24 protein-coding genes and 1 tRNA gene are annotated in these 26,900 nt (G+C 66.7%); 18 read left to right on the forward strand and 7 right to left on the reverse strand.

Annotated elements, in window-relative coordinates; translation table 11 throughout:
- Nucleotides 1-7 precede the first annotated feature (7 nt).
- Nucleotides 8-1,804 carry an extracellular solute-binding protein gene (locus tag VPA02S_RS29450; RefSeq protein WP_062366991.1) on the reverse strand — a complete coding sequence of 599 codons (1,797 nt, stop codon included), beginning with the start codon at nt 1,802-1,804 and terminating at the stop codon, nt 8-10.
- A gap of 37 nt (nt 1,805-1,841) precedes the next feature.
- Between VPA02S_RS29450 and fabI the strand changes: the two genes are divergently transcribed.
- The gene (gene fabI / locus VPA02S_RS29455) at nt 1,842-2,624 is read left to right on the forward strand and encodes an enoyl-ACP reductase FabI (protein ID WP_012747844.1); all 783 of its coding nucleotides are present in this window, start codon (nt 1,842-1,844) and stop codon (nt 2,622-2,624) included.
- 33 nt (nt 2,625-2,657) lie between these two features.
- On the forward strand, nt 2,658-3,509 hold the full coding sequence (locus VPA02S_RS29460; RefSeq protein ID WP_012747843.1) for a DNA ligase: 852 nt from the start codon (nt 2,658-2,660) through the stop codon (nt 3,507-3,509).
- A gap of 33 nt (nt 3,510-3,542) precedes the next feature.
- On the opposite strand, the gene VPA02S_RS29465 is transcribed toward VPA02S_RS29460, so the two are convergent.
- Nucleotides 3,543-5,846: an arginine/lysine/ornithine decarboxylase gene (locus tag VPA02S_RS29465; protein WP_062366998.1), complete on the reverse strand. Its 2,304-nt coding sequence runs from the start codon at nt 5,844-5,846 to the stop codon at nt 3,543-3,545.
- 108 nt (nt 5,847-5,954) lie between these two features.
- On the opposite strand from VPA02S_RS29465, the gene VPA02S_RS29470 reads away from it, so the two are divergent.
- The 5 genes from VPA02S_RS29470 (at nt 5,955) to VPA02S_RS29490 (ending at nt 8,502) form a co-directional block, all read left to right on the forward strand.
- Entirely contained in the window at nt 5,955-6,380 is a 426-nt protein-coding gene (locus tag VPA02S_RS29470; RefSeq protein ID WP_062367001.1) for an NfeD family protein, read from the forward strand.
- Between the two features lie 28 nt (nt 6,381-6,408).
- On the forward strand, nt 6,409-7,338 hold the full coding sequence (locus tag VPA02S_RS29475) for an SPFH domain-containing protein (protein ID WP_012747840.1): 930 nt from the start codon (nt 6,409-6,411) through the stop codon (nt 7,336-7,338).
- A gap of 24 nt (nt 7,339-7,362) precedes the next feature.
- Nucleotides 7,363-7,453, forward strand: a tRNA-Ser gene (locus VPA02S_RS29480).
- A 200-nt stretch (nt 7,454-7,653) separates the two neighbouring features.
- Nucleotides 7,654-8,010: a hypothetical protein gene (locus tag VPA02S_RS29485; protein WP_062367002.1), complete on the forward strand. Its 357-nt coding sequence runs from the start codon at nt 7,654-7,656 to the stop codon at nt 8,008-8,010.
- Between the two features lie 99 nt (nt 8,011-8,109).
- On the forward strand, nt 8,110-8,502 hold the full coding sequence (locus VPA02S_RS29490; protein WP_012747838.1) for a response regulator: 393 nt from the start codon (nt 8,110-8,112) through the stop codon (nt 8,500-8,502).
- A gap of 64 nt (nt 8,503-8,566) precedes the next feature.
- Here VPA02S_RS29490 and VPA02S_RS29495 read toward each other — a convergent pair whose 3' ends face one another.
- The 4 genes from VPA02S_RS29495 to VPA02S_RS29510 form a co-directional block, all read right to left on the reverse strand.
- Nucleotides 8,567-9,772 (reverse strand): branched-chain amino acid ABC transporter substrate-binding protein, encoded by a 1,206-nt coding sequence (locus VPA02S_RS29495; RefSeq protein ID WP_062367005.1) that lies wholly within the window; start codon nt 9,770-9,772, stop codon nt 8,567-8,569.
- A gap of 135 nt (nt 9,773-9,907) precedes the next feature.
- Entirely contained in the window at nt 9,908-10,315 is a 408-nt protein-coding gene (locus VPA02S_RS29500; protein WP_062367007.1) for a hypothetical protein, read from the reverse strand.
- The gene (locus VPA02S_RS29505; RefSeq protein WP_062367009.1) at nt 10,315-10,758 is read right to left on the reverse strand and encodes a DNA polymerase III subunit chi; all 444 of its coding nucleotides are present in this window, start codon (nt 10,756-10,758) and stop codon (nt 10,315-10,317) included. Before VPA02S_RS29505 ends, VPA02S_RS29500 begins: the two co-directional genes overlap by 1 nt.
- The gene (locus VPA02S_RS29510; RefSeq protein WP_062367011.1) at nt 10,755-12,290 is read right to left on the reverse strand and encodes a leucyl aminopeptidase; all 1,536 of its coding nucleotides are present in this window, start codon (nt 12,288-12,290) and stop codon (nt 10,755-10,757) included. Before VPA02S_RS29510 ends, VPA02S_RS29505 begins: the two co-directional genes overlap by 4 nt.
- A 21-nt stretch (nt 12,291-12,311) precedes the next feature.
- Between VPA02S_RS29510 and lptF the strand changes: the two genes are divergently transcribed.
- The 6 genes from lptF (at nt 12,312) to VPA02S_RS31585 (ending at nt 17,450) form a co-directional block, all read left to right on the forward strand.
- Nucleotides 12,312-13,451, forward strand: coding sequence for an LPS export ABC transporter permease LptF (lptF, locus tag VPA02S_RS29515; RefSeq protein WP_062367013.1), 1,140 nt, complete (start codon nt 12,312-12,314; stop codon nt 13,449-13,451).
- Nucleotides 13,448-14,557, forward strand: coding sequence for an LPS export ABC transporter permease LptG (gene lptG, locus VPA02S_RS29520; protein WP_062367015.1), 1,110 nt, complete (start codon nt 13,448-13,450; stop codon nt 14,555-14,557). Before lptF ends, lptG begins: the two co-directional genes overlap by 4 nt.
- 5 nt (nt 14,558-14,562) lie before the next feature.
- A complete protein-coding gene (locus VPA02S_RS29525; RefSeq protein ID WP_062367017.1) occupies nt 14,563-14,937 on the forward strand; it encodes a sirohydrochlorin chelatase in 375 nt (124 codons plus the stop codon).
- Nucleotides 14,938-15,000: 63 nt separating this feature from the next.
- Nucleotides 15,001-15,942, forward strand: a complete 942-nt coding sequence (locus VPA02S_RS29530) for a CysB family HTH-type transcriptional regulator (RefSeq protein WP_012747830.1) — start codon at nt 15,001-15,003, stop codon at nt 15,940-15,942.
- A 38-nt stretch (nt 15,943-15,980) separates the two neighbouring features.
- Nucleotides 15,981-17,156 carry a pyridoxal phosphate-dependent aminotransferase gene (locus VPA02S_RS29535; protein ID WP_062367160.1) on the forward strand — a complete coding sequence of 392 codons (1,176 nt, stop codon included), beginning with the start codon at nt 15,981-15,983 and terminating at the stop codon, nt 17,154-17,156.
- Nucleotides 17,157-17,291: 135 nt separating this feature from the next.
- On the forward strand, nt 17,292-17,450 hold the full coding sequence (locus VPA02S_RS31585; RefSeq protein ID WP_012747828.1) for a DUF3309 family protein: 159 nt from the start codon (nt 17,292-17,294) through the stop codon (nt 17,448-17,450).
- Between the two features lie 68 nt (nt 17,451-17,518).
- Here VPA02S_RS31585 and hrpA read toward each other — a convergent pair whose 3' ends face one another.
- Complete coding sequence (gene hrpA, locus VPA02S_RS29540) at nt 17,519-21,307, reverse strand: ATP-dependent RNA helicase HrpA (protein ID WP_244883814.1); 3,789 nt, start codon at nt 21,305-21,307, stop codon at nt 17,519-17,521.
- A 230-nt stretch (nt 21,308-21,537) separates the two neighbouring features.
- Between hrpA and argA the strand changes: the two genes are divergently transcribed.
- From argA to VPA02S_RS29565, 5 genes are all read left to right on the forward strand, one after another.
- The gene (gene argA, locus VPA02S_RS29545) at nt 21,538-22,884 is read left to right on the forward strand and encodes an amino-acid N-acetyltransferase (protein ID WP_062367021.1); all 1,347 of its coding nucleotides are present in this window, start codon (nt 21,538-21,540) and stop codon (nt 22,882-22,884) included.
- A gap of 25 nt (nt 22,885-22,909) precedes the next feature.
- Entirely contained in the window at nt 22,910-23,548 is a 639-nt protein-coding gene (locus VPA02S_RS29550) for a LysE family translocator (RefSeq protein WP_062367023.1), read from the forward strand.
- A gap of 74 nt (nt 23,549-23,622) precedes the next feature.
- Nucleotides 23,623-24,834, forward strand: coding sequence for a succinyldiaminopimelate transaminase (dapC, locus tag VPA02S_RS29555; RefSeq protein ID WP_062367025.1), 1,212 nt, complete (start codon nt 23,623-23,625; stop codon nt 24,832-24,834).
- 44 nt (nt 24,835-24,878) lie between these two features.
- Nucleotides 24,879-25,712, forward strand: coding sequence for a 2,3,4,5-tetrahydropyridine-2,6-dicarboxylate N-succinyltransferase (dapD, locus tag VPA02S_RS29560; RefSeq protein WP_012747823.1), 834 nt, complete (start codon nt 24,879-24,881; stop codon nt 25,710-25,712).
- Nucleotides 25,713-25,746: 34 nt separating this feature from the next.
- Nucleotides 25,747-26,895, forward strand: coding sequence for a PilT/PilU family type 4a pilus ATPase (locus VPA02S_RS29565; RefSeq protein WP_062367027.1), 1,149 nt, complete (start codon nt 25,747-25,749; stop codon nt 26,893-26,895).
- Nucleotides 26,896-26,900 lie beyond the last annotated feature (5 nt).

Here is a 26,900-nt window from a genome sequence, read left to right on the forward strand (position 1 = left end):
GGCCGCGTCATTTGTTGATGGGCGAAGCCCACCACGTGGTGAGCGCCCAGTCGCCGGCATCGTAGTACGGCGGAATGGTCGGCGGCAGCACGAACGGCGCCGGCCGGTAGCCGACGAGGAAGGCGTTGCCGTAGTACTGCGGGATCGAGTAGTAGCCGTTGGAGAGCACCCGGTCGAGCACGCGCATGGCCGTGGCCAGCTCGGGCCGCGTGGTGGCCGCCAGCACCTTGCCGACCACCGCGTCGACCGCCGGATCGGCAATGCCCCAGATATTGGACGAGCCCGTCGTGTCGGCCGCCTTGGAGCCGAACAGCTCGAGCAGCTCGCCGCCCGGCGCGCTGTTGCCGGGCAGGCGCAGCGAGGTCATCTCGAAGTCGAAGTTCTGCATGCGCTGCTGCGAGAGCGAGAAATCGACCGTGCGGAAGGTCATCTCGATGCCGAGCTTGCGCAGCGCCGTCTGCAGCGGTGTCACGACGCGGATCAGCCCGGGCTGGTCATTGAGGAACTCGATCGTGAAGGCCTCGTTCTTCGCGTTGCGCAGCGCGCCGTCGCGGTAGGTCCAGCCGGCCTCCTCCAGCAGCGCCCTCGCCTTGCGCAGGTTCTCGCGCAGGCTGTTGGGCGGCGCCGTGCTTGGCGGCTGCGGGGCCGGGCCGAACACCTCGGGCTTGAGTTTGCTGCGCAGCGGCTCCATCAGCGCGAGTTCGTCGGGCTTGGGCAGGCCCTCGGCGTGGAACTCGCTGTTCGGAAAGTAGCCCTGCACCCGCGTGTAGAGGCCGTAGAACAGCTGGCGGTTGAGCCACTCGAAATCCATGGCCAAACCAATGGCCTGGCGCACGCGCACGTCCTTGAATTTGTCCTTGCGGATGTTGAACACATAGCCCTGGAAATCGCCGGGGTTGTGGTTCTCGAAGGCGCGCTTGACGATCTCGCCGCTGTCGAACTGCCTGCCCTTGTACTGGCGCGCCCAGTTGCGCGAGGTGAATTCGCGCATGAAGTCGAACTCCCCGGCCTTCAGGCCCTCGAAGCGCGCGGTTTCGTCCAGGTAGACCCGGAAGGTGATGCGATCGAAGTTGTACAGCCCCTTGCGCACCGGCAGGTCGGCGCCCCAGTAGTCGGCGCGGCGCACGTAGGTGATGTCGCGGCCCAGGCGGTCGCTGGCCGGCTTGTAGGGGCCGGAGCCGATCGGCATCTCGGTGACGATCTGGTCGAACGGCTTGCCCCCGCCCCATTGGCGGCTGAAGACCGCCATGCCGCCAATCACCAGCGGCAGCTCGCGGTTCGGACTCGCGAAGTCGAAGCGCACGGCGCGCTCGCTGGTGGCCGTCGCCTTCTTCACTTCGGCGTAGATGGTGCGGTACTGCGGCGCGGCCAGCGGGCCGGTCAGGGTGTTGAACGAATGCACCACGTCGGCCGCCAGCACCGGCGAGCCGTCGTTGAAGCGCGCCTTGGGGTTCAGGCGGAAGGTGGCCGAAAGGCGGTCGGGCGCCACCTCGACGTCTTCGGCAAGCAGGCCATAGACCGTGGTCGGCTCTTCGGAATTGCCCGTCATCAGGCTCTCGAACATCAGCGAGCCGATGCCCGAAGGCGCCGTGCCCTTGAGCGTGAACGGATTGAGCTTGTCGAAGTTGGTGGGCCGCGTGGGCGGCACCATCCTGATCTCGCCGCCCTTGGGCGCGTTCGGATTGACGTAGCTGAAGTGGGTGAAGCCGGGCGGGTACTTGATGTCGCCGAACTGCGCGTAGGCATGGGCGGCCCATGAAGGAGCCGCCGAGAGCGCCAGAAAAAGAAGCAGCCAAACCCGCATGCGAGAATTCTGCCCAAGATTTTCACGAGGCAACTTCATGGGCTTTCTTTCCGGCAAAAAACTGTTGATCACCGGCGTGTTGAGCAATCGCTCCATTGCCTACGGCATAGCCAAGGCCTGTCACGAACAAGGCGCCGAGCTTGCTTTCAGCTACGTCGGCGAGCGATTCAAGGACCGTATCACCGAATTCGCCGCGGACTTCGGCTCCAAGCTTATTTTTGACTGCGACGTGGGCGACGACGCGCAGATCGACAAGCTCTTTGCCGATCTGGCGCAGGCGTGGCCCAGGTTCGACGGGTTCGTGCACAGCATCGGCTTTGCGCCGCGCGAGGCCATCGCGGGCGACTTCCTCGAAGGGCTCTCGCGCGAGGGCTTCAAGATTGCGCACGACATCAGCGCCTACAGCTTCCCGGCCATGGCCAAGGCGGCCCTGCCCTATCTCAACGACAAGTCGGCGCTCCTCACGCTGACCTACCTGGGCGCCGAGCGCGCGCTGCCCAACTACAACACCATGGGCCTGGCCAAGGCCTCGCTCGAGGCCTCGGTGCGCTACACCGCGGCTTCGCTCGGCCCCAAGGGCATGCGGGTCAACGGCATCAGCGCCGGGCCGATCAAGACGCTGGCGGCCAGCGGCATCAAGGGCTTCGGCAAGATGCTGTCCGCCGTGGCCGACGCCTCGCCCATCCGCCGCAACGTGACCATCGAGGAAGTCGGCAACGTGGCTGCCTTCCTGCTGAGCGACCTGGCCAGCGGCGTCACCGCCGAGATCACCTATGTGGACGGCGGCTTCAGCAACGTCGTGGCGGGCATGGCCGAGTAATCCTCGGCCGGGTAATCGATCGGCAGCGGCCTCTTGCTGAACAGACGTTCCCTCCTGCTCGCCGGCCTCGGCGCGCTGGCGGCCCGCGGGGCCGCCGCGCGCGAGGCCGCGCCGGCCTTGATGCTGGCCGAGGTCTACCGCCCCGGCATGTCGCTGGACGACTACTGGGTCAGCGAAAAATTCGACGGCGTGCGCGGCTACTGGGACGGCAAGCAGCTGTGGACGCGCGGCGGCGAACCGGTGGTGGCGCCCGCCTGGTTCATCGCGCCGCTGCCCAAGCAGCCGCTCGACGGCGAGCTGTGGGCCGGCAGGGGCCAGTTCGCGCATGCGGTTTCCACCGTGCGCAGCCAGACGCCCAACGACACCGCCTGGCACAGCATGCGCTTCATGGTGTTCGACCTCCCGGCCCAGGGCGGCGATTTCACGGCGCGGCTGGCCGTCTTGCGCAAGCTGCTGCCGATCACCGATGCGCCGTGGGTGGTGCCCGTGCCGCAGGAGCGCGCCACCACCCATGCGGATCTGCAGGCCCTGCTCGCCAAGACCGTGAAGATGGGCGGCGAGGGCCTGATGCTGCACCGGGGCGGATCGCTCTACCGCGCTGAGCGCAACAGCGACCTGCTCAAGGTCAAGACCCACGACGACGCCGAGGCCCGCGTGGTCGGCCACATGCCCGGCAAGGGCCGGCACAGCGGCCGGTTGGGCGCGCTGCTGGTCGAAACTCCCGAGGGCAAGCGCTTCAAGCTCGGCAGCGGCCTGACCGATGCCGAGCGCGAGAACCCGCCCGCCATCGGCAGCTGGGTGACCTACCGCTACAACGGCACCAACCCGGGCGGCTTGCCCAGGTTCGCGCGCTTCATGCGGGTGCGCAGCGACCGGCCCTCCTGAAGCGCGGCGCGCGCCCTCCCCGCTTCTTGCCGCCTACTTCTTCGGCGCGGCCACGCAGTCCGCGTAGTAGCGCTTCTTGCCGGTTTCGTCGATGCGCGCCACCAGGCCGTGGATGTCGGTCTCGAAGCCCGGGCACTGCGAGTTGAACTCGCGCGAGAACCGGAGGTAGTCGACGATCTTCTTGTTGAAGACCTCGCCCGGAATCAGGAGCGGAATGCCCGGCGGGTACGGCGTGATCAGGCTCGTGGTGATGCGGCCTTCGAGTTCGTCGATCTCCACGCGCTCGGTCTTGCGGTGCGCAATGTGGGCGAAGGCGTCGCTCGGCTTCATGGCCGGCGTGAGGTCGCTCAGGTACATCTCGGTCGTCAGGCGCGCCACGTCGTAGCGTGCGTAGAGCTGGTGGATGTGCTGGCACAGGTCGCGCAGGCCCAGGCGCTCGTAGCCGGGATGCTGCTGGCAGAACTCCGGCAGGATGCGCCACATCGGCTGGTTGCGCGCGTAGTCGTCCTTGAACTGCTGCAGCGCCGTGAGCAGCGTGTTCCAGCGGCCCTTGGTGATGCCGATGGTGAACATGATGAAGAAGCTGTACAGGCCGGTCTTCTCCACGATCACGCCATGCTCGGCCAGGAACTTGGTGACCACGCTCGCGGGAATGCCGGTCTCGGCAAAGTTGCCTTCGAGGTCGAGGCCCGGCGTCACGATGGTCGACTTGATCGGGTCGAGCATGTTGAAGCCGTCGGCCAGCTCGCCGAAGCCGTGCCAGTTGCGCGGCGACTTCTTGCTCTTGCTCTGCTTGCCGTTCTTCTCGCCCGTCATGATCCAGTCTTCGGCGCGGCCGATGCCTTCGTCGACGAGCTTCTCGGGGCCCCAGACCTTGAACCACCACTCGTCCTTGCCGAATTCGTCTTCCACCTTGCGCATGGCGCGGCGGAAGTCGAGCGCCTCCAGGATGCTTTCTTCCACCAGCGCGGTGCCGCCGGGCGGCTCCATCATGGCGGCGGCCACGTCGCAGCTCGCGATGATCGCGTACTGCGGGCTGGTCGACGAGTGCATCAGGTAGGCCTCGTTGAACAGGTCGCGGTCGAGCGCACGGTTCTGCGAGTCCTGCACCAGCACGTGGCTGGCCTGGCTGATGCCCGCGAGCAGCTTGTGGGTCGACTGCGTGGCAAACACGAGCGACTCCTTCGGCCGCACGCGGCGCTTGCCCATCGCGTGGTAGGCGCCATAGAACGGGTGGAAGGCCGCATGCGGCAGCCAGGCCTCGTCGAAGTGCAGCGTATCGACGTAGCCGTCGAGCATGTTCTTGATGGTCTCGGTGTTGTAGATCACGCCGTCGTAGGTCGACTGCGTGAGCGTCATCACGCGCGGCTTGACCTTGTTGGGGTCCACGTCGGCCAAGAGCGGGTTGGCCTTGATCTTGGCCTTGATGGCGCTCTGCTCGAACTCGCTCTTCGGAATCGGTCCGATGATGCCGAAGTGGTTGCGCGTGGGCTTCATGAACACCGGGATCGCGCCGGTCATGATGATCGCGTGCAGGATCGACTTGTGGCAGTTGCGGTCGACCACCACCACGTCGTCGGGCGCCACCGTGTGGTGCCAGACCATCTTGTTGCTGGTGCTGGTGCCGTTGGTCACGAAGAAGCAATGGTCGGCGTTGAAGATACGCGCGGCGTTGCGCTCGCTGGCCGCCACCGGGCCGGTGTGGTCGAGCAACTGGCCGAGTTCTTCCACCGCGTTGCAGACGTCGGCGCGCAGCATGTTCTCGCCGAAGAACTGGTGGAACATCTGGCCCACGGGGCTCTTCAGGAACGCCACGCCGCCCGAATGGCCCGGGCAGTGCCACGAGTACGAGCCGTCTTCGGCGTAGTCGATCAGCGCCTTGAAGAACGGCGGCTGCACGCCTTCGAGGTAGCTCTTGGCCTCGCGGATGATGTGGCGCGCCACGAACTCCGGCGTGTCCTCGAACATGTGGATGAAGCCGTGCAGCTCGCGCAGGATGTCGTTGGGAATGTGGCGCGAGGTCTTGGTTTCGCCGTAGATGTAGATCGGCACGTCGGCGTTCTTGCGCCGCACCTCGCCGATGAAGTTGCGCAGGCTCAGCACCGCGGGGTCGAGGTCGGGGCCGACCGTGAATTCCTCGTCGTCGATCGACAGGATGAAGGCGCTGGCGCGGCTTTGCTGCTGCGCGAACTGGCTCAGGTCCCCGTAGCTCGTGACGCCCAGCACCTCGAAGCCCTCCGTCTCGATGGCCTGCGCGAGCGCGCGAATGCCGAGGCCCGAAGTGTTTTCGGAGCGGAAGTCCTCGTCGATGATGACGATGGGGAAGCGAAATTTCATGGGCAGGGCTCCGGACAGGCAATGAGGCGCGAAGTGTACGGAATTCGGATGAAGGATTGAGTCAGGTTTTGACACAGAATGTCGTGCATTCACCAAAGAGGAGAAGTCATGGCGAATTCCACCATCTGGTGGCTGATAGCGGGAGCCGCCATCGTGCTGGAATTGCTGTCCGGCACGGTCTACCTGTTGCTGCTGGCCACCGGCTTTGCGGCGGCGGCCATTGCGGCGCACCTGGGTGCCGGCACCGTTTCGCAACTGGTCGTGGCGGCGGTCGTCGGCGTGGGGGCGGTCCTGGTCTGGTATGCGGTCCAGCGCCGGCGTCCGGCCGCTGCGCCCACGGCGTCGAACCGCGATGTCAATCTGGACATCGGCGAGATCATCCACGTCGAGGCATGGAACCCCGACGGCACCGCCACCGTTCGCTACCGCGGCGCCCAGTGGACCGTGATCCCGCGTGCGGGCCAGGTCCCCACCACCGGCGAGCACCGCGTGGTCGAGGTGGTCGGCAGCCGCCTCGTGGTCGACAAGACCTGATCAGAACAGAACCCTAGAGGAGAAAACCATGGAATTTTCGGTCCCCATCATCATCCTGGTCATTGCGATCATCTTCATCAGCCAGTCGGTCAAGTTCGTGCCGCAGCAGAACGCCTGGGTGCGCGAGCGCCTGGGCAAGTACCACGGCACCATGACGCCCGGCCCCAACTTCCTGATCCCGTTCATCGACCGGGTCGCCTACAAGCACAGCCTGAAGGAAATCCCGCTCGACGTGCCCAGCCAGATCTGCATCACGCGCGACAACACCCAGCTGCAGGTCGACGGCATCCTGTACTTCCAGGTGACCGACCCGATGCGCGCGAGCTACGGCTCGTCGAACTACATCGTGGCCGTGACGCAGCTGGCGCAAACGTCGCTGCGCAGCGTGATCGGCAAGCTCGAACTCGACAAGACCTTCGAGGAGCGCGACGTCATCAACGCGCAGGTGGTCGCGGCCATCGACGAGGCGGCGCTCAACTGGGGCGTGAAGGTGCTGCGCTACGAGATCAAGGACCTGACGCCGCCCAAGGAAATCCTGCTGGCCATGCAGGCGCAGATCACCGCCGAGCGCGGCAAGCGCGCCCTCATCGCCGCCTCCGAAGGCCGCCGCCAGGAGCAGATCAACATCGCCACCGGCGAGCGCGAGGCCTTCATCGCCCGCTCCGAAGGCGAGAAGCAGGCCCAGATCAACAATGCCCAGGGCGAGGCCGCCGCCATCACGGCCGTGGCCACCGCCACGGCCGACGCCATCGAACGCGTGGCAGCCGCCATCCGCCAGCCCGGCGGCGAACAGGCCGTGCAGCTCAAGGTGGCCGAGCGCGCGGTCGACGCCTACGGCAAGGTCGCGGCCGATTCCAAGACCACGCTGATCGTGCCCAGCAACATGACCGAAACCGCCGCCCTCATCGCCTCCGCGATGCGCATGGTCCAGGCCGGCAAGCCGCAGAATCCGGCCTGATCGACTGCTACAATCGAGGGCTCAGGAGCGGTGGATGAGCGGTTTAAGTCGCACGCCTGGAAAGCGTGTGAGGGTTAATAGCCCTCCGCGGGTTCGAATCCCGCCTGCTCCGCCAGAGAAGTCATGGGTTTCATGCGGGTTTCCAGCCCGTCAGCATGTTGACCCGCATCAAACCCATCAATGCAGAAACGCTTGATGGGTTTTTTGTTGGGAAAGCGCGTTGCCTTGGCGCAACTCGGAGATTGGCCCGGCCCGCTTCGTCTGGCGCTACCATCCAAAGGTCTTACTTTCAAGCCTGCAAAAGGAGGAGCCTCGATGGCTGCACAGCCCCCCACCGTGCCGCGTGGCAAGACGTCGCTCGACAAGACGCTCAAGAAGAGCGAAGAAGTGGCCGCCGATGTGCAGCGGGCCTCGGACAATCTCGCCGTCGTGAACACGGTGCTCGAACAGGAGCTGCCGGACGAAGTGCAGGTTGGCGAGGTGGCGCAGGCCATCGAGCAGACGAGCCAGCTCGAGCAGAAGCTCGCCAAGTCGGCCGAGAAGCTGGCCGAGGTCAACGCGGCACTGAGCGAGGAAATCGAGAAGCGCCGCGAAGTGACGGCCGAGCGCGATGAAAGCCAGGCGCTGGCCGAAGAGCTCAAGGCAAGGATCCGCTCCGACAACAAGCACTGAGCGCAGCGCCGCGCCAGAACGCGCTGTCCGTATCCCTTCTCCTACGCTGCGGCCGCGTCCGGCACGCTACGCTATTGGTTCTCAGAACGAAACCACGGCATGGCCCTCATCACGTTCCTCGTCGAGGACAACAAGACCATCAGGGACAACCTGGTCCCGGCCCTCGAAGATCTGGTCAACGGCCAGGTCGTCGGCTTTGCCGAAACCGAAACGGATGCGCTCGCCTGGCTCGCCGTTCATCCCCATGACTGGCAACTGCTCATCGTCGACCTGTTCCTGAAGGAAGGCTCCGGCCTGGGCGTGCTCTCGGGCTGCAAGGCGCGCGGTCCGGGCCAGCGCGTCGTGGTGCTGAGCAACTACGTCACCGCCGACATCCGCGCACGCTGCGAAGCGCTGGGTGCCGATGCGGTGTTCGACAAGTCGCGCGATCTCGACGCCTTCATCGAATACTGCAACACCGACCGGCCCTCGGGCTTCGCAAGCCTGGCCTGAAAAAGCCCGGCCGGCAGGCACAAAAAAAGGGCCCGAAGGCCCTTTTCTCTTTTGCGCGCCTGGATCAGCGAACCACGGCGATCTGCGTACGCACGCCACCCTTGTAGGTGAAGAGCGTCAGCGCGCCGTTCTTGATGGCGCCCTTTTCGTCGAAGGCGATCGGGCCGGTCACGCCCTTGTATTGCACCTTGCCGACTTCGGGCAGGTACTTTTCAGGGTCGGCAGAACCGGCCTTGACCATGGCTTCGGCCAGCACGTTGACCGCGTCGTAGACGTACGGTGCGTAGATCTGCACGTCCACGCCGTTCTTGGTCTTGAACCTGGCCTTGAAGTCTTCCAGCGGCTGCTTGAAGTCGCCGTCGACACCGCCGGCCTCGGCGCAGACCACCATCTCTTCGCCGATGGCGTCGCCAGCCAGCTTGGGCAGTTCGCCGGTGCACAGGCCGTCGCCGCCCATGAACTTGACGTTCAGGCCGAGCTGCTTGACCTGCTTGAGCATCGGGCCGCCGACGGCGTCCATGCCGCCGAAGAACAGCACGTCAGGCTTGGCGGACTTGAGCTTGGTCAGGATGGCGTTGAAGTCGGTCGACTTGTCGGTGGTGAATTCGTGGCCCACGATGGTCCCGCCGGCAGCCTTGGCCGCCTTCTCGAACTCTTCGGCAACGCCCTGGCCGTAGGCCGTGCGGTCGTCGATCACGGCAATGTTCTTGCCCTTGAGCGTTTCGACGGCGTACTTGCCGAGCGTGCCGCCGAGCTGGGTGTCGTCGGCCACCACGCGGAACGTGGTCTTGAAGCCCTGGCGCGTGTACTTGGGGTTGGTTGCCGACGGCGAGACCTGCGGAATGCCGGCGTCGCTGTAGAGCTTGGAAGCAGGAATGGTCGTGCCCGAGTTCAGGTGGCCGACGATGCCGTTGACCTTGCTGTCGACCAGCTTCTGGGCCACTGCGGTGCCTTGCTTCGGATCGCCGGCGTCGTCTTCTGCCAGCAGTTCGAACTTGGCAACCTTGTCGCCGATCTTCAGGCCCTTGGCATTGAGGTCTTCGATGGCCATCTTGGCGCCGAGCTCGTTGTCCTTGCCCAGGTGGGCAATGGCACCGCTGGTGGGGCCGACGTGGCCGATCTTGACGATCAATGCATCTGCCGGAGGCGCTGCAGGTGCGGGGGCCGCTGCCGTGGGCGCCGGAGCGGCGGGCGCAGCAGCTTCTTCTTTCTTGCCGCAAGCCACAAGCGTGAGAGCAGCCAGTGCGACCGCAGTCCATTTCAATTGCATGAGAACCTCCAGAACATTGATGAATAAACCAAAAACCGGTCGTGTGATCCGGGCGCGAAGACCTCGCAAGTTTCGCGCCGCAGACCAGCGGCACCCTCCCGCCCCATCGACCTGGCGCGCAGTTTAGCTGAAGCTTTATGCGCCGGAAGCTGGCGTAGACCCTGTGTTTTCAGAGAGCTCGGCGGCCATGGCCTCGATCACCAAGGCGCGCAGCACGGCCTCGATTTCCTCGCGCAGCCGGGGCACCATCGCATCGAGCTGCTGCTGCACGGCGGCCGAGACCGTGTCGCTCAGGCGCTCTTCCAAAGACAGGTCGACGCGCTGCAGCACGCGGTGCAGAAGCTGCTCCTCGAGGCGGACGATCTCGGCATCGGAGCGCTGCTCGGCCGGAGGCAATGCCACGGCTTCGGCGGGGTCGACCGCCAGTGCTGGCGGTGCGCTGGCGGGCGTTGCCGCCTCGGCGGCCAGCGGCTCGGCGGGGAGGTCGAGCACCGTGGTCAGCGTGGGAACGAACCGGGGCGGCGTGCGCAGCGTGCTGGCCATCAGGAGGCGCTCCTTGCAAAGTCGTGCGGCTGGATCGAATAGCCCCGGTCGGCATAGTGGCGCCAGCGCGAGCGGCCGATCTGCCGGTCGTCGGCCTCGTTGCTCACGATGTCGACCAGGCGCTCGAAGCGCTCGAAGCCGACGGGCACCGTGGGCCCGAGATTGACCAGCATCTCGCGGTGCGCGAGCCCCGCGGCGTCCGCGCCCTCGGCGCAAAGAATGACCGGCGAGCGCGCCACCAGGTGGGGCTGCGCATCGCCGCGGCAATGCGCGATGAAGTCGCAGGGCGAGAGCTGCCAGAGCGCCGCATCGACCGCCTCCAGCATCTGCGGCTCGCCCACCACGACCACCCGCAAGCCGCGCACGCTCACGGCCTTGCGCACCAGCCGGCAGGCGTAGTTCGCCTTGTCCGGCAGATTGAAATGAAAGCCGATTTCCGTCACCGCGCGGACCGGGCCTTGCGCGCGGCCGCGCCGGGCTCCTTGCGCGCCGCCTTCTTGGGCGATGCCGCCTGGGCCGCGCCGCTGCGCGCGCGTTCCATCAGATAGGAGACCAGCAGGCCCACCGGCCGGCCGGTCGAGCCCTTGGCCGCCCCGCTCTTCCAGGCCGTGCCTGCGATGTCCAGGTGGGCCCAGGTGAAATCGCCGGCAAAGCGCTGCAGGAACTTGGCCGCGGTGATGGCGCCGCCGGCTCGGCCGGCCACGTTGGCGACGTCGGCAAAGTTGCTCTTCAGGCCTTCGGCGTATTCGTCGTCCAGCGGCAGCCGCCAGCAGCGGTCCTGCGACTGCTCGCCGGCCGCCTGGAGCGCCTCGGCCAGCGAATCGTCGCTGGTGAACAGGCCGCTGCGCACGCCGCCCAGCGCCACCACGCAGGCGCCGGTGAGCGTGGCGATGTCGATCACGGCCGCGGGCTCGAAGCGCTTGGCATAGGTGAGCGCATCGCACAGGATGAGGCGGCCTTCGGCATCGGTGTTGAGCACTTCGATGGTCTGGCCGCTCATGCTGGTCACCACGTCGCCGGGCTTGATTGCGCGGCCGTCGTTCATGTTCTCGCACGAGGGCACGAGGCCCACCACGTTGATGGCCGGCTGGATCTCGCCAAGCGCGCGGAAGGTGCCCAGCACGCTGGCCGCGCCGCACATGTCGAACTTCATTTCGTCCATTTCGGCCGCCGGCTTGAGCGAGACGCCGCCGGTGTCGAAGGTGATGCCCTTGCCGACCAGCACCACGGGCGCCTGGTCCTTGGGCCCGCCCTGGTAGCGCAGCACGATGAAACGCAGCGGTTCGGCCGAGCCTTGCGCCACGGCCGCGAACGAGCCCATGCCGAGTTTTTGCACTTCCTTGGGACCCAGCACCTCGCATTTGACGCGGGGCAGCTTGCCGAGCTCCTTGGCGGCCTCGGCCAGCAGCGTGGGCGTGCAGTAGTTGCCGGGGCGGTTGCCCCACTCCTTGGCGAGCTCGATGCCGGCGACGGTGGCACGGGCTTCGTCGAAGGCCGTGCCCACCGCTGCCGCGTCGGCCACGCCGAGCGTCAGGTGGCGGATGGTGCGCCCGTTCTCGCCGTTCGAGGTCTTGGCCTTGGTGGTGGTGTAGACGTAGCTGGCGTCGGCGGCGGCGGCCACCGCGCTGCCCACGGCGGCGCCATCGGCCTCTTGCGCGAAGGCCATGACCACCCGCTTGGGCCCGTAGGCCTTGGCCGCATTGACCGCCGCAATGACGCCGCTGCGCACCGAGGCGGGCTTGCCGTCGCCGATGGCGGCCAGCACCACGCGCGAGGCCACCACCTCGTCGGGGTGGTAGAGCGCGAGCAGCTTGCCGGCCTTGTCGGGCAGGTCGCCGGCCTTGCGGGCGCTGGCGATGAGCGCGGACAGGGGGTCCTTGGCCGTGAGGGGCGCGCTGCCGACGAGCACGATCAGCACGTCGGATTTTTCGGCCGCGGCGCGGGCGACGGTGAGGGTCTTGAGCTGAAAGTCCATAATCCTTTTTTTCCTCGAACGATGTTATTCCATTCTTCCCTACGCAAGGAGCTGTCGCGCAGCTTCGGAGCGACCCTCGTGGTCCTGGTCACCATCGTGATGACCATGATGCTCATCCGCACGCTCGGGCTCGCCTCCAAGGGCAGCGTGAACCCGTCCGAAGTGTTCCTCGTGATGGCGTACACGGTGCTCGGCTACATGCCGACCATCCTGAGCCTGAGCCTGTTCATCGCCATTGTCGGCACCTTGTCGCGCATGTACCGCGACAGCGAGATGGTGATCTGGTTTTCCAGCGGGCGGGGCCTGGCCGATTTCGTCGAGCCGCTGTTCCGCTTCGCCTGGCCGGTGCTGGTGCTGATCGCGGTGATGGCGCTGCTGGGCTGGCCGTGGGCCAACTCGCAGACCATCGGCATGCGGGCGCAATATGAAGGGCGCAGCGACATCGAGCGGGTCACGCCGGGCGAATTCCGCGAATCCTCCGGGCGCATGCGGGTCTTCTTCATCGACAAGGACACGCCGGATGGCGCCACGGCCACCAACGTGTTCATCTGGGCGGTCGAGCGCGGCCTGCAGATCACCACCTCGGCGCGCAGCGGACGCATCGAGAACGTCGGCAACAACCGCTTCCTGATGCTGAGCAACGGGCAGCGGCTGGAGCGGCCGCTGCTGCCCACCGCGGGGCTCAAGATCAGCGAATTCGAGACCTATGGCACCCGGGCCGGCGGCACCTCCGACTTCTCCGCGGACAACACGCCGGCGCGCGCCAAGCCCACGCTCCAGCTGCTGCGCGAGCCCGGCGACGCCAGCCGCGGCGAACTGGCCTGGCGCATCGGCATGCTGCTGGCGGCCATCAATTTCGTGCTGCTGGCGCTGACGGTGTCGAGCGTCAACCCGCGCGTGGGGCGAAGCGGCAACCTGCTGTTCGCGCTGTTCGCCTTCGTCGTCTACTACAACATGCTCAACCTGGGCCAGAGCTGGATCAGCTCCGGGCGCTTCAGCATGGGCTCGTTCATGCTGCTGCTGCACGGCGGCGTCCTGCTGATCGGCGTGGCATGGCTGCTCCTGCGCAACAACAACTGGGGCCGCAGGCGCAGGACCGAGCACGTCATGGCCGGCGGCCTGCCGCCTTCGCCGCCCTCGAAAATCGACCCGACCTCGTGAAAACAATCCGACGCCTGATCTATGTCGAGGCACTGAAGGCCGTGGCTTTCGTGACCCTCGGCTTCCTGAGCCTGTTCTTCTTCTTCGACTTCGTCGACGAGCTGCAGTCGATCGGCCGGCCCGAAAGCCTTGCCTACGGCCCTGCGCAGGCACTGATCTACGTGACCCTGCTGATTCCGAGCCACCTTTACGAACTGCTCCCGATCACGGTGCTGATCGGCTGCATCTTCGTGATGGCGCGCCTTGCGCAAAGCTCGGAATACACCATTCTTCGCACCAGCGGCCTGGGGCCGTGGCGCGCGCTGCGCACGCTGCTGCTGCTGGGCGTGGGCTTCGTCTTCCTGACCTTTGCCATCGGCGACTACATCGCGCCGGCGTCCGAGCGCACCGGCCAGCTGCTCAAGTCGCGCTACCAGGGCTCCTACTCGCTGGTCGGCAACACGGGCGCATGGCTCAAGGAAAAGCGCGAGAACGTGTCCTATGCCGTCAACGTGCTGTCCATCGCGCGCGACGGTTCGCTCAAGAATGCGCGCATCTTCGAGTTCGACGCCAACGGCTATGTGCGCAAGCAGCTCGTCGCGTCCTCGGCACGCATCTTCGACGACCACTGGCAGCTGTCGGACGTCGAGCTGCAGGACTACGAAACGCGCATCTCGGCAGAAAAGGCCCGCATCTTGACCACCAAGGTGCCGCAGCTCGACTGGCCGACCACGCTGACTAGCGAAATGGTGTCGGTGGCGCTGCTGCGGCCCGACCGAATGGGCACGCTGGACCTGTTCGACTACATCCGGCACCTGGAGGCCAACGGCCAGACCGCGCAGCGCTACGAGATCCAGTTCTGGCGCAAGGTCTTCTACCCGCTCTCATGCCTGGTGATGGTGGTGCTCGCCCTGCCCTTCGCCTACCTGCACTTCCGCCAGGCCGGCATCACCACCTACGTGTTCGGCGGCGTGATGATCGGCATCAGCTTCTTCCTGCTGAACAACGTCTTCGGCTATCTCGGCAACCTGAGCAACTGGTCGCCATGGCTGACGGCGGCGGCGCCCGGGCTCATCTATTCGGTGATGTCGCTGGCCGCCTTCAGCTGGCTGGTGCTTCGAAGGTAGCGAAGATGGCCACGGGGAATGCAAGGGGCATCGTGCTGCTGGCCCATGGTTCGCGCGACGAGCGCTGGCGCGAGCCCATCGAGGCGGTGGCCGCACGCGTGACGGCGCTCGACCCGCAGGCCCGCGTGGCCTGCGCCTACATGGAGCTTGCGGCGCCCGACCTGCGCACCGCGGCCGCGGCCCTGATTGCCAGCGGCGCCAGGAGACTTCGCGTGGTTCCGCTCTTCCTCGGCATGGGCAAGCATGCCCGCGAAGACCTGCCGCTTCAGGTGGATGCGCTGCGCCAGGCCTGGCCGCAGGTCGACTTCCAGCTGGCCGGCATCGTTGGCGAAGAGCCCGAGCTGGTCGATCTGCTGGCCAGAATTGCAAGCAAATCTTGAACTTGCAGCAATTTCCATAGACTCCGAAGGCATAATGAATTCCGCAATAAGACGGAATTTGATATGAATCTGCACCAGTTCAAGTTTGTTCAGGAAGCCGTGCGGCGCAACCTGAACCTGACGGAGGCGGCGAAGGCGCTGCACACCTCGCAGCCGGGCGTGTCCAAGGCGATCATCGAGCTCGAGGAAGAGCTCGGCGTCGAGATCTTCGCGCGCCATGGCAAGCGCCTGAAGCGGGTCACCGAGCCGGGCCAGCACGTGATCGCGAGCATCGAATTGATCATGCGCGAAGTCGGCAACCTCAAGCGCATCGGCGAGCAGTTCAGCGCACAGGACAGCGGCACGCTCTCGATCGCCACCACCCACACCCAGGCGCGCTACGTGCTGCCGGTGCCTGTGGCCAAGCTGCGCGAGGCTTATCCCAAGGTCAACGTGAGCCTGCACCAGGGCTCGCCCGACCAGGTCGCACGCATGGTGATCGACGAGATCGCCGAAGTGGGCATCGCCACCGAATCGCTCTCGGACTACACCGAACTCGTGACCCTGCCCTGCTACGAATGGCAGCACGTGCTGGTGCTGCCCAAGGACCATCCGCTGGCGGCCAAGGAGCGCATCTCGCTCGAAGACCTGGCGCACGAGCCCATCATCACCTACCACCCGTCGTTCACCGGCCGCACGCGCATCGACCATGCCTTTGCGCAGAAGAAGCTCACGCCGCGCATCGCGCTCGAAGCGATCGACTCCGACGTGATCAAGACCTACGTGCGCCTGGGCCTTGGCGTGGGCATCGTGGCCGAGATGGCGGTGCGCGACGAATCGAACGCCGATCTGGTGGTGCGCCCCATGGGCCATGTGTTCGGCCAGAACATCGCGCGCGTGGCCTTCAAGCGCAGCGCCTACCTGCGCAACTTCGTCTTCAAGTTTGCCGAGCTGCTGTCCGACCGGCTCGACCGCAATCTGATTGCCAAGGCCCTGAGCGGCCACCAGCAAGACTACGAACTTTGATCCAGACCCCGATTCCGAATCCGATTCCGAGCACCACCATGAGCGCCCTTTCCTCCTCCCCCCGCACCCCGGAGATCGCCACCAAGCTGCCCGCCGTGGGCACCACCATCTTCACCGTGATGTCCGCGCTCGCGGCAGAAAAGAATGCGGTGAACCTCGGCCAGGGCTTCCCCGATTTCAACTGCGACCCGAAGCTGCTCGAAGACGTCACGGCCGCCATGGCCGCGGGCCACAACCAGTACCCGCCCATGCCCGGCATCCCGGCATTGCGCGAGGCCATCGCGCGCAAGATCTCTGCGCTCTATGGCCACGACTACAGCGCCGCCGACGAGATCACCGTCACCGCCGGCGCCACGCAGGCGATCATCACCGCCATTCTTGCGGTGGTGCGCGCGGGCGACGAGGTGATCGTTCTGGAGCCCTGCTACGACAGCTATGTGCCCAACATCGAGCTGGCCGGCGGCCGTGTGGTGCGCGTGCCGCTGGTGCCCGGCACCTTCCGCCCCGACTTCGACAAGATCGCCGCGGCGCTCACCCCGCGTACGCGGGCGATCATCGTCAACACGCCGCACAACCCGAGCGCCACGGTCTGGACCGCCGCCGAGATGCGCAAGCTCGAGGAGCTGCTGGCACCGACCGACGTCCTCGTGATTGCCGACGAGGTCTACGAGCACATGGTCTACGACGGTGCGCAGCATGAAAGCGTGGCGCGCTTCCCGGGCCTCGCGGCGCGCAGCTTCATCGTGAGCAGCTTCGGCAAGACCTACCACGTCACCGGCTGGAAGGTCGGCTTCGTGGCCGCGCCCGCGCCGCTGATGGCCGAGTTCCGCAAGGTGCACCAGTTCAACGTGTTCACCGTCAACACGCCGATGCAGCATGCGCTCGCGCAATACATGGCCGAGCCGGGGCCCTACCTCGAGCTGCCCGCCTTCTACCAGCGCAAGCGCGACCTGTTCGCGGCCGGCCTGGCCCAGAAGACCCGCTTCAGGCTGCTGCGCAGCGAGGGCAGCTATTTCCAGTGCGTCGACATCTCGGCGGTGAGCGACCTGTCCGAAGCCGAGTTCTGCCTGTGGCTCACGCGCGAGATCGGCGTGGCGGCGATTCCGCTGTCGGCCTTCTACGGCAACGGCTTCGACCAGCGCGTGGTCCGCTTCTGCTTCGCCAAGAAGGACGAGACGCTGCTCGCGGCGCTGGATCGGCTCGCACGGCTTTGACCCGGCTCGCGCGGCTTGAATGCCGACGGCCCCGGTAGGAAAGCCCTGACCGCCGAAGAAGCGGCTATCCGGCGCGGGCCCGGTCTCCTGGCACCGAGCATGAATGCTCGTAACAACAAGGTCCAGGAGAAACGCATGTCCCTCTCGTTCATTCTGCTGATCATCCTGATATTGCTTCTGATCGGTGCGCTGCCGAGCTGGGGCTACAGCCGGAGCTGGGGCTACTGGCCCAGCGGCGGGCTGGGCCTGGTCGTGCTGATCGTCATCATCCTGGTGCTCATGGGCCGCATATGACGCTGCCCGGCCCTTCATGCACCTGAAAGGAGCCCGCGAGAAGCGGGCTTCTTTTTGCCGGCCGCCGATCAGGCCTGCAGCTGGGCCCAGGCCTTGTCCAGCCGCTTGATGCTGACCGGCTGCGGCGTGCGCAGCTCCTGCGCGAAGAAGCTCACGCGCAGCTCCTCGAGCAGCCAGCGGAACTCCAGCATGCGCTCGTCCACCACGCCCTTGCGCTCGGCCACCAGCCGCCAGTAGCGCTGCTCCTGCGGCCGCAGCTCGGCCAGCTTGGCGGCATCGCGCGCGGGGTCGCTGCGCAGCTTGTCGAGCCGCAGCACGATGGCCTTGAGATAGCGCGCGAAATGCTGCAGCTGCGTCCACGGCGCGTCCGCGATGAAGCGCTTGCCGACCAGGCGCTGCAGCTGCTGCGCGGCGTCCTGCACGGCCTCGGGCTGGAGCTTGGTGTCCTTGATCTTGCGCGCGGCGGCCGCGTATTCGGCCAGGATGGCCGAGGCCAGCCGCGCCACCTCGTTGGCGATCAGCGTGAGCCGGCCGCGGCCCTCTTCGAGGCGGCGCTTGAAGGCGAACTCGTCGGTCGGCAGCGGCTCCTGCAGGAAGGCCCGGTCGATCGCCACGTCGATGATCTGCGTGCGCAGCTCCTCCGAGGTACCCAGCGGCATGTAGGCCACGGCCATCTTCTGCAGGTCGGGGATGTTCTTCTCGAGGTACTTGAGTGCGTCCTTCAGCTGCAGCGCGAACAGGCGGCGCAGCCCGGCGCGGTGCTTGGCGGCCGCCACGGCGGGCTCGTCGAACACCTCGATGGTGACGGCATCGCCCTCGTCGCGCAGCGCCGGAAATCCGATCAGCGACTGCGATCCGCGCCGCACTTCCATCAGCTCGGGCAGTTCGCCGAAGCTCCAGTTCGTGTAGCGCTGGCCGGCGGGCAGGCTGGGCGCGGCGGGGGCCGGTGCAGCGGCGTTGCCCTTGGCCCGCCCGCGTCCCTCGGCGGCATCGGCCGGCTTGCGGTCCGCCGACGCCTTGACGTTGAGGCCGGCCAGCGCCTGGAAAGCGCCCCGCGCCTGCGCGCCCAGCTCCGCCTTGAGCGCGCCCAGGTTGCGCCCCATGCCAAGCTGGCGACCGTGCTCGTCCACGATGCGCAGGTTCATGAACAGATGCGGCGGCAGCATGTCGAGCTTGAAGTCGGCACGCTTGACGTCGATGCTCGTGGCGTCGCGCACGCGCTTGAGCAGCACATCGGTCAGCGAGCCGTGGCCGAAGACCTCGGGCGCCGAGAGTTCTTCCGCCAGCCTGGCCGCCGACTCGGGCAGCGGCACCAGCCGCGAGCGCGGCCGCTGCGGCAGGCTCTTGAGCAGCGCCTGGATCTTGTCCTTGAGCATGCCGGTCACCAGCCATTCACAGCGCTCTTCGCTCACCTGGTTGAGCACGAAGAGCGGCACGCTGACCGTGAGGCCGTCCTTGGCGTCGCCCGGCGCGTGCAGGTAGCTTGCAGCGCAGTCGACGCCGCCCAGCCGCAGCGTGGGCGGAAAGGACTGCGTGGTGATGCCCGCGGCCTGGTGGCGCATCAGTTCCTCGCGCGTGAGGAAGAGCAGGCGCGGCTGCTCCCTGGAGGCATGGCGGTACCAGTTCTCGAAGCTGATGCCGCCGGCCACGTCGGCGGGCAGCTGCGCGTCGTAGAAGGCGAAGATCAGCTCGTCGTCCACCAGCACATCCTGCCGGCGCGCCTTGTGCTCCAGCCCCTCGACCTCGCGCACCAGCTTGCGGTTGGCCGCGAGGAACGGGAACTTGCTCTCCCACTGCCCGCCGACCAGCGCTTCGCGGATGAAGATCTCGCGCGCCGCCACCGGGTCCACCTTCGTGAAGTCGACCCGGCGCCCGCTGTACACCACGAGGCCGTAGAGCGTTGCGCGCTCCAGCGCCGAAACCTGCGCGCCCTTCTTCTCCCAATGCGGATCGAGCAGCTGCTTCTTCAGCAGGTGGCCGGCCACCTGTTCGAGCCACTGCGGCTCGATGTTGGCGATGCCGCGGCCGAAGAGCCGCGTGGTCTCGACCAGCTCGGCCGCGACGATCCAGCGGCCGGGCTTCTTCTTCAGGTGCGCGCCCGGATGCTTGTAGAACTTGATGCCGCGCGCACCCAGGTACGCCTCGTCGTCTTCCAGCTTCCAGCCGACGTTGCCGAGCAGGCCTGCGAGCATCGACAGATGCAATGGCTCGTAGCCGGCCGGCTCAGCGTTGATGCGCCACTTGTGCTCGGTGACCACCGTGAGCAGCTGCGAGTGGATGTCGCGCCATTCGCGCACGCGGCGGATGTTGATGAAGTTCTGGCGCAGCAGCTGCTCGTACTGCCTGTTGCTGAGCTTGTGGGTGTCTCCATGGCCGCCGCGCGCATCGGCGATCCATTTCCACAGCCGCAGGTAGCCGCTGAACTCGCTCTTCTCGTCGTCGAACTTGGAATGCGCCTGGTCGGCCTGCTGCTGCGCGTCCATCGGCCGGTCGCGCACGTCCTGCACGCTGAGCGCCGACGCGATGACCAGCACCTCTTCGAGCGCGCCGCGCGTGCGGGCTTCAAGGATCATCCGGCCCACGCGCGGATCGAGCGGCAGCCTGGCGAGCTCGGCGCCCGTGGCCGTGAGTTCGTTGGCGTCGTCGACCGCGCCGAGCTCGTTGAGCAGCTGGTAGCCGTCGGCAATCGCGCGCGGCGAAGGCGCTTCCAGGAACGGAAAGCGCGCCACGTCGCCCAGCCGCAGCGACTTCATGCGCAGGATCACGCCCGCGAGAGACGAGCGCAGGATTTCCGGGTCGGTGAAGCGCGGCCGGCCTTCGAAATCCTTTTCGTCGTAGAGCCGGATGCAGATGCCGTTGGCCACGCGGCCGCAGCGGCCCGCGCGCTGGTTGGCCGCTGCCTGGCTGATCGGCTCGACCAGCAGCTGCTCGACCTTGCTGCGGAAGCTGTAGCGCTTCACGCGCGCGGTGCCGGTGTCGATCACGTAGCGGATGCCCGGCACGGTGAGCGAGGTTTCCGCCACGTTGGTGGCCAGCACGATGCGCCGGCCCGAATGGCTGTCGAAGATGCGGTCCTGCTCGGGGCCCGACAGCCGCGCGAACAGCGGCAGCACCTCGGCATTGCGCAGCAGCGGCTGGTGGCTCAGGTGGCGGCGCAGGTGGTCGGCGGCCTCGCGGATCTCGCGCTCGCCGGGCAGGAAGACCAGGATGTCGCCGGCGTTGTGCGGATCGCGCCAGAGCTCGTCGACGCCGTCGGCAATGGCATCGTTCAGGTCGTGCTCGCGCGACTCTTCGAAAGGCCGGTAGCGCTGCTCGACCGGGAAGGTGCGCCCGGACACCATGATCGTCGGCGCCGGGCCTTTCGCCGAGGCGAAATGCTGCGCGAAGCGTTCGGCGTCGATGGTGGCCGAGGTCACGATCACCTTCAGGTCGGGCCGGCGCGGAAGGATCTCGCGCAGGTAGCCGAGCAGGAAGTCGATGTTGAGCGAGCGCTCGTGCGCCTCGTCGATGATCAGCGTGTCGTAGGCCTTGAGCAGCGGATCGGTCTGCGTCTCGGCCAGCAGGATGCCGTCGGTCATGAGCTTGACCGACGCGTCGCGGCTCAGCCGGTCCTGGAAGCGCACCTTGAAGCCGACCACGTCGCCCAGCGGCGTCTTCAGCTCTTCGGCGATGCGCTTGGCCACCGAGCTGGCGGCAATGCGCCGCGGCTGCGTGTGGCCGATGAGCCGGCCCTGGCCCGGCGGCGCATTGAGCTTGCCGCGGCCGAGCGCCAGCGCGATCTTCGGCAACTGGGTGGTCTTGCCCGAGCCTGTTTCGCCGCAGACGATCACCACCTGGTGCGCCGCGATGGCGGCCATGATTTCATCGCGCCGGCCGGAGACCGGAAGCGATTCGGGAAAGTCGATGCGCAAGGGGGCGGAAGGTGTCGTGGTCGTCAAGGGAAGAGCTGTTCGGGAAGGCGCGGCAGGCAAACCGCACATTATCGGCGCGCGCCGCGGCTGTTGCACGCCTCGCGGCGCCGCCCGGGCGCTGCGGGCGATAGGCCGCCCCGCGCGAACCGCCCTCCAAGAATGCACAATCACGCTCCATGTCCACCGTTTTCAACTTCACCTTCGTGCCCTGGTTCCGCTCGGTCGCGCCCTACATCCACACGCACCGCGGCAAGACCTTCGTGGTCGCGCTGGCAGGCGAGGCGATCGCGGCGGGCAAGCTGCAGAACATTGCGCAGGACCTTGCGCTGATCCAGAGCATGGGCATCAAGATCGTGCTGGTGCACGGCTTCCGCCCGCAGGTCAACGAGCAGCTCGCGGCCAAGGGGCACGAGGCGCGCTACTCGCACGGCATCCGCATCACCGACGAGGTGGCGCTGGATTCGGCGCAGGAAGCCGCCGGCCAGCTGCGCTACGAGATCGAGGCCGCCTTCAGCCAGGGCCTGCCGAACACGCCGATGGCCGGATCGACGGTGCGCGTGATCTCGGGCAACTTCATCACCGCGCGCCCCGTCGGGGTGGTCGACGGCGTGGACTTCAAGCATTCGGGCCTGGTGCGCAAGGTCGACGCCGTGGGCATCCGCCGCACGCTCGATTTCGGCGCCATGGTGCTGATGTCGCCCTTCGGCTTCTCGCCCACCGGCGAGGCCTTCAACCTGACGATGGAAGAAGTCGCCACCAGCGTGGCCATCTCCATCCAGGCCGACAAGCTGATCTTCCTGACCGAGATCCCTGGCATCCGCATCGACAGCGAATTGCCCGAGAGCGAAGACAACCCCATCGACACCGAGCTGCCGCTGGCCGCGGCCGAGAAGCTGCTGGCCTCGCTGCCGCCGCCGCAAAAGCCCACCGACACCGCCTTCTACCTGCAGCACTGCGTGAAGGCCTGCAAGGGCGGCGTGGAGCGCAACCACATCCTGCCCTTTGCGCTGGACGGCGCGCTGCTGCTCGAGGTGTACGTGCACGACGGCGTCGGCACCATGGTGATCGACGAGAAGCTCGAGAGCCTGCGCGAAGCCACGGTCGACGACATCGGCGGCATCCTGCAGCTGATCGAGCCCTTCGAGCGCGACGGCACGCTGGTCAAGCGCGACCGCACCGAGATCGAGCGCGACGTGGGCCACTACACGGTCATCGAACACGACGGCGTGATCTTCGGCTGCGCGGCGCTCTACCCCTACCCCGAGGCCAAGACCGCCGAGATGGCCGCGCTGACCGTCTCGCCCCAGTCGCAGTCGCAGGGCGACGGCGAACGCATCCTCAAGCGCATCGAGCACCGCGCCAAGGCCATGGGCCTGGAAAGCATCTTCGTGCTCACCACGCGCACCATGCACTGGTTCCTCAAGCGCGGCTTCCAGCAGGTCAACCCCGACTGGCTGCCCGAAGCCCGCAAGCGCAAGTACAACTGGGACCGCAAGAGCCAGGTGCTGGTCAAGAAAATCTGAAGCTGGAAGAAGGACGCCCGCCGCCATGACGCTCGCCACCGCCCTGCTGTTCACCCTGGTCGCCTTCACCGCCATCGCCACGCCCGGTCCCACGGTGCTGCTGGCGCTGAGCAACGGGTCCCGGCATGGCGTGCGCCGGGCGCTGCCGGGCATGCTCGGCGCGGTGCTGTCGGACTTCGTGCTGGTGGGCGCCGTCGCGCTTGGCCTGGGTGCGCTGCTCGCGGCGTCGGAGTTCTGGTTCTCGATGCTCAAGTGGGTGGGCGCCGCCTACCTGGCCTGGCTCGGGCTGCGCATGCTGCGCTCCAAGGGCGGCTTCAAGCTGCCGGATGCGGACGCCGCCGCCACGGTGACGGCGGGCGAAAGCCGGCGCATCTTCTTCAAGTCCTTCCTGGTGGCGGTGACCAACCCCAAGGGCTACATCTTCTGCTCGGCGCTCCTGCCGCAGTTCATCGATCCGGCGGCTGCGCAGGCGCCGCAGTACCTGATCATTGCCTTGATCTTCGCGGGCCTCGACACGCTGGTGATGCTGGCCTACGCCTTCGTCGGCGCCCGCGCGATCCGGGTGCTCACGGTATCGGCCACGCGCTGGATCGACCGCGCCTGCGGCGGCATGCTGCTGGCACTGGCGGGCTCGCTCGCCTTCTACCGGCGCAGCGCGGCCTGACGCCTGCCAGCCGTCATGGCTGCCAGTAGCCGCTTCGGGAGGAGCGGTAACACCTGTCACCGATAATCCCGGGCATGAATCCCCTGCTTTCCCGGTTGCAACCCTATCCCTTCGAGCGGCTGAAGCAACTGTTCGCGGGCGTCACGCCCAACCCCGAGTTCCCGGCCATCAGCCTGGGCATCGGCGAACCCAAGCACGCCACGCCAGGCTTCATCAAGGACGCTTTGAGCGCCAGCCTCGGCGCGCTGGCCGCCTACCCCGCGACCGCGGGCGACCTGGCCCTGCGCACCGCCTTCACCGACTGGCTGAAAACCCGCTACAGCCTCGCCCTCGACCCGGCCACGCAGGTGCTGCCTGTCAATGGTTCGCGGGAAGCCCTGTTCTCGCTGGCGCAGACCGTGGTCGACCCCACCGCCTCGCCGCAGCCGGTGGTGATGTCGCCCAATCCGTTCTATCAGATCTACGAGGGCGCGGCCCTGCTTTCGGGCGCCGAGCCGTACTACGTGGCCAGCGTGCCCGCGCGCAATTTCGCGGTCGCCTGGGACAGCGTGCCCGAGGCCGTCTGGGCCCGCACGCAGTTGGTGTTCGTCTGCTCGCCGGGCAATCCGACGGGTGCGGTGATGTCGCTGGACGAATGGAAAAGGCTCTTCGACCTGTCGGACCGCCACGGCTTCGTGATTGCCGCCGACGAGTGCTACAGCGAGATCTATTTCCGCGACGAACCCCCGCTCAGCGGACTCGAAGCCTCGGTGAAGCTCGGGCGGCCCGACTTCCGGAACCTGATTGCGCTGACCTCGCTGTCCAAGCGCAGCAACGTGCCCGGCCTGCGCAGCGGCTTCGTGGCGGGCGACGCGGCCATCATCAAGAAGTTCCTGCTCTACCGCACCTACCACGGCAGCGCCATGAGCGGCGCCGTGGCCGCGGCCAGCATCGCGGCCTGGGGCGACGAGTCCCATGTGGTGGACAACCGCGCCCAGTACCGCGCCAAGTTCGCGGCCGTCACGCCGCTGCTCGAACCCGTGCTCGACGTGCGCCTGCCCGACGCCAGTTTCTATCTCTGGGCCGGCATTCCCGAAGTGTGGGCTGGCGACGACGAAGCCTTCGCCCGCGCGCTCTACGCTCAATACAATGTGACGGTTCTGCCGGGGAGCTATCTGGCGCGAGAGACCGCCCACGGCGCCAACCCTGGCCGCGGCCGCATCCGCATGGCACTGGTCGCCGAAACAGCCGAATGCGTGGAGGCCGCCCAGCGCATCGTCCGCTTCTGCAAGGACGCTCGCCGCTGATCCGCTTTTTCGCCCGCACCCATTTTTCACACGAGACTTTCTCCATGACCCAGCAACTGCAACAAATCATCGACGCCGCGTGGGAAGACCGCGCCAACATCTCGTCCAGCGCCGCCCCTGCCGAAGTGCGCGATGCCGTCGAGCACGTGATTTCCGAGCTCAACAACGGCAAGCTGCGCGTTGCCACGCGCGAAAGCGTGGGCCAGTGGACCGTGCACCAGTGGATCAAGAAGGCCGTGCTGCTGTCGTTCCGCCTGAAGGACAACGAGCAGATGCAGGCCGGCTCGCTGGGCTTCTACGACAAGGTGCCCACCAAGTTCTCGCACCTGTCGGCCAACGAGCTGAAGGAATCGGGCGTTCGCATCGTGCCGCCGGCCGTGGCCCGCCGCGGCAGCTACATCGCCAAGGGCGCGATCCTGATGCCTTCCTACGTGAACATCGGCGCCTACGTGGGCGAAGGCACCATGGTCGACACCTGGGCCACCGTGGGTTCGTGCGCGCAGATCGGCGCCAACGTGCACCTGTCGGGCGGCGTCGGCATCGGCGGCGTGCTCGAGCCGCTGCAGGCCGGCCCGACCATCATCGAGGACAACTGCTTCATCGGCGCGCGCTCCGAAGTGGTCGAGGGCGTGGTGATCGAGGAAAACTCGGTCCTCGGCATGGGTGTGTACATCGGCCAGAGCACGCCGATCTTCAACCGCGACACCGGAGAGACCTCCTTCGGCCGCGTGCCGTCCGGCAGCGTCGTGATCAGCGGCAACCTGCCCAAGAAGACCAAGTCGGGCCAGGAATACAGCACCTACGCAGCAATCATCGTCAAGACGGTCGATGCGCAAACGCGTTCCAAGACCAGCCTGAACGACCTGCTGCGCGACTGATCGAGAAAACAACAGCACCCGAGGAGAGCGACCGATGAACATGATGGAGCGGATTCTTCGTTTGATGGCCGAGCGCAAGGCCTCCGACATCTACCTCTCGGCGCACTCCCCGGTGCTGATCCGCCTCAACGGCACCTGCGTGCCGATCAACGCCCAGGTGCTGCCGGCCACCGCGCCGCTCGCGCTGCTGGCCGAGGTGGTGCCCGAAGCCCGCATCCAGGAGCTGGAGCGAACCGGCGAACTCAACATGGCCGTGATGCTCGAGGGCGCCGGCAACTACCGCATCAGCGCCATGCGCCAGCGCGGCAGCTATGCGGTGGTGGTGCGGCACATCGCCTCGACCATTCCGAGCTTTGCCGACCTGAACCTGCCTGACATCCTCAAGACGCTCATCATGGAAAAGCGCGGGCTGATCCTGATGGTGGGCGCGACCGGCGCCGGCAAGACCACCACGCTGGCCTCGATGCTCGACTACCGCAACGAGCACGCCACGGGCCACATCCTCACGGTGGAAGAACCCATCGAGTTCACCTATACCAACAAGAAGTCGCTGGTGAACCAGCGCGACGTGGGCAGCGACACCGAGTCGCTGCAGGTTGCGCTCAAGAATGCGCTGCGCCAGGCGCCCGACGTGATCCAGATCGGCGAGATCCGCGACCGCGAAACCATGACGGCCGCCATTGCCTATGCGCAGTCGGGCCACCTGTGCGTGGCCACGCTGCATGCCAACAACAGCTACCGCGCGCTCAACCGCATCCTGAGCTTCTTCCCGGTCGAGGTGCGCCCCACGCTGCTGGGCGACCTGGGCTCGGCGCTGCGCGCCATCGTGTCGCAGCGGCTGCTGCGCACGCCCACCGGCGGCCGCGTGCCGGCGCTCGAGGTCATGCTCAACACGGCCCTGGTGGCCGAGCTGATCGAAAAGGGCGACTTCTCCGCCGTCAAGGAAGCCATGGAGCAATCGATGGCCGAAGGCTCGCAGACCTTCGAGGAAGACATTGCCCGCCTCATCACCGAAGAGCGCGTGACGCGCGAGGAAGGCCTGGCCCAGGCCGACTCGCCCACCAACCTGATGTGGCGGCTGCAGAACCGCGCCGCGCCCAAGCAGAAGACCGAAGACCGCAACCTGACGGACCAGGTCGACGAACCCACCTTCACTGACATCACGCTCGACGTGAAGTTCTGAACCCG

This window comes from Variovorax paradoxus NBRC 15149 (genome assembly GCF_001591365.1).
In the GTDB taxonomy this organism is placed as follows: Bacteria; Pseudomonadota; Gammaproteobacteria; order Burkholderiales; family Burkholderiaceae_C; genus Variovorax; species Variovorax paradoxus.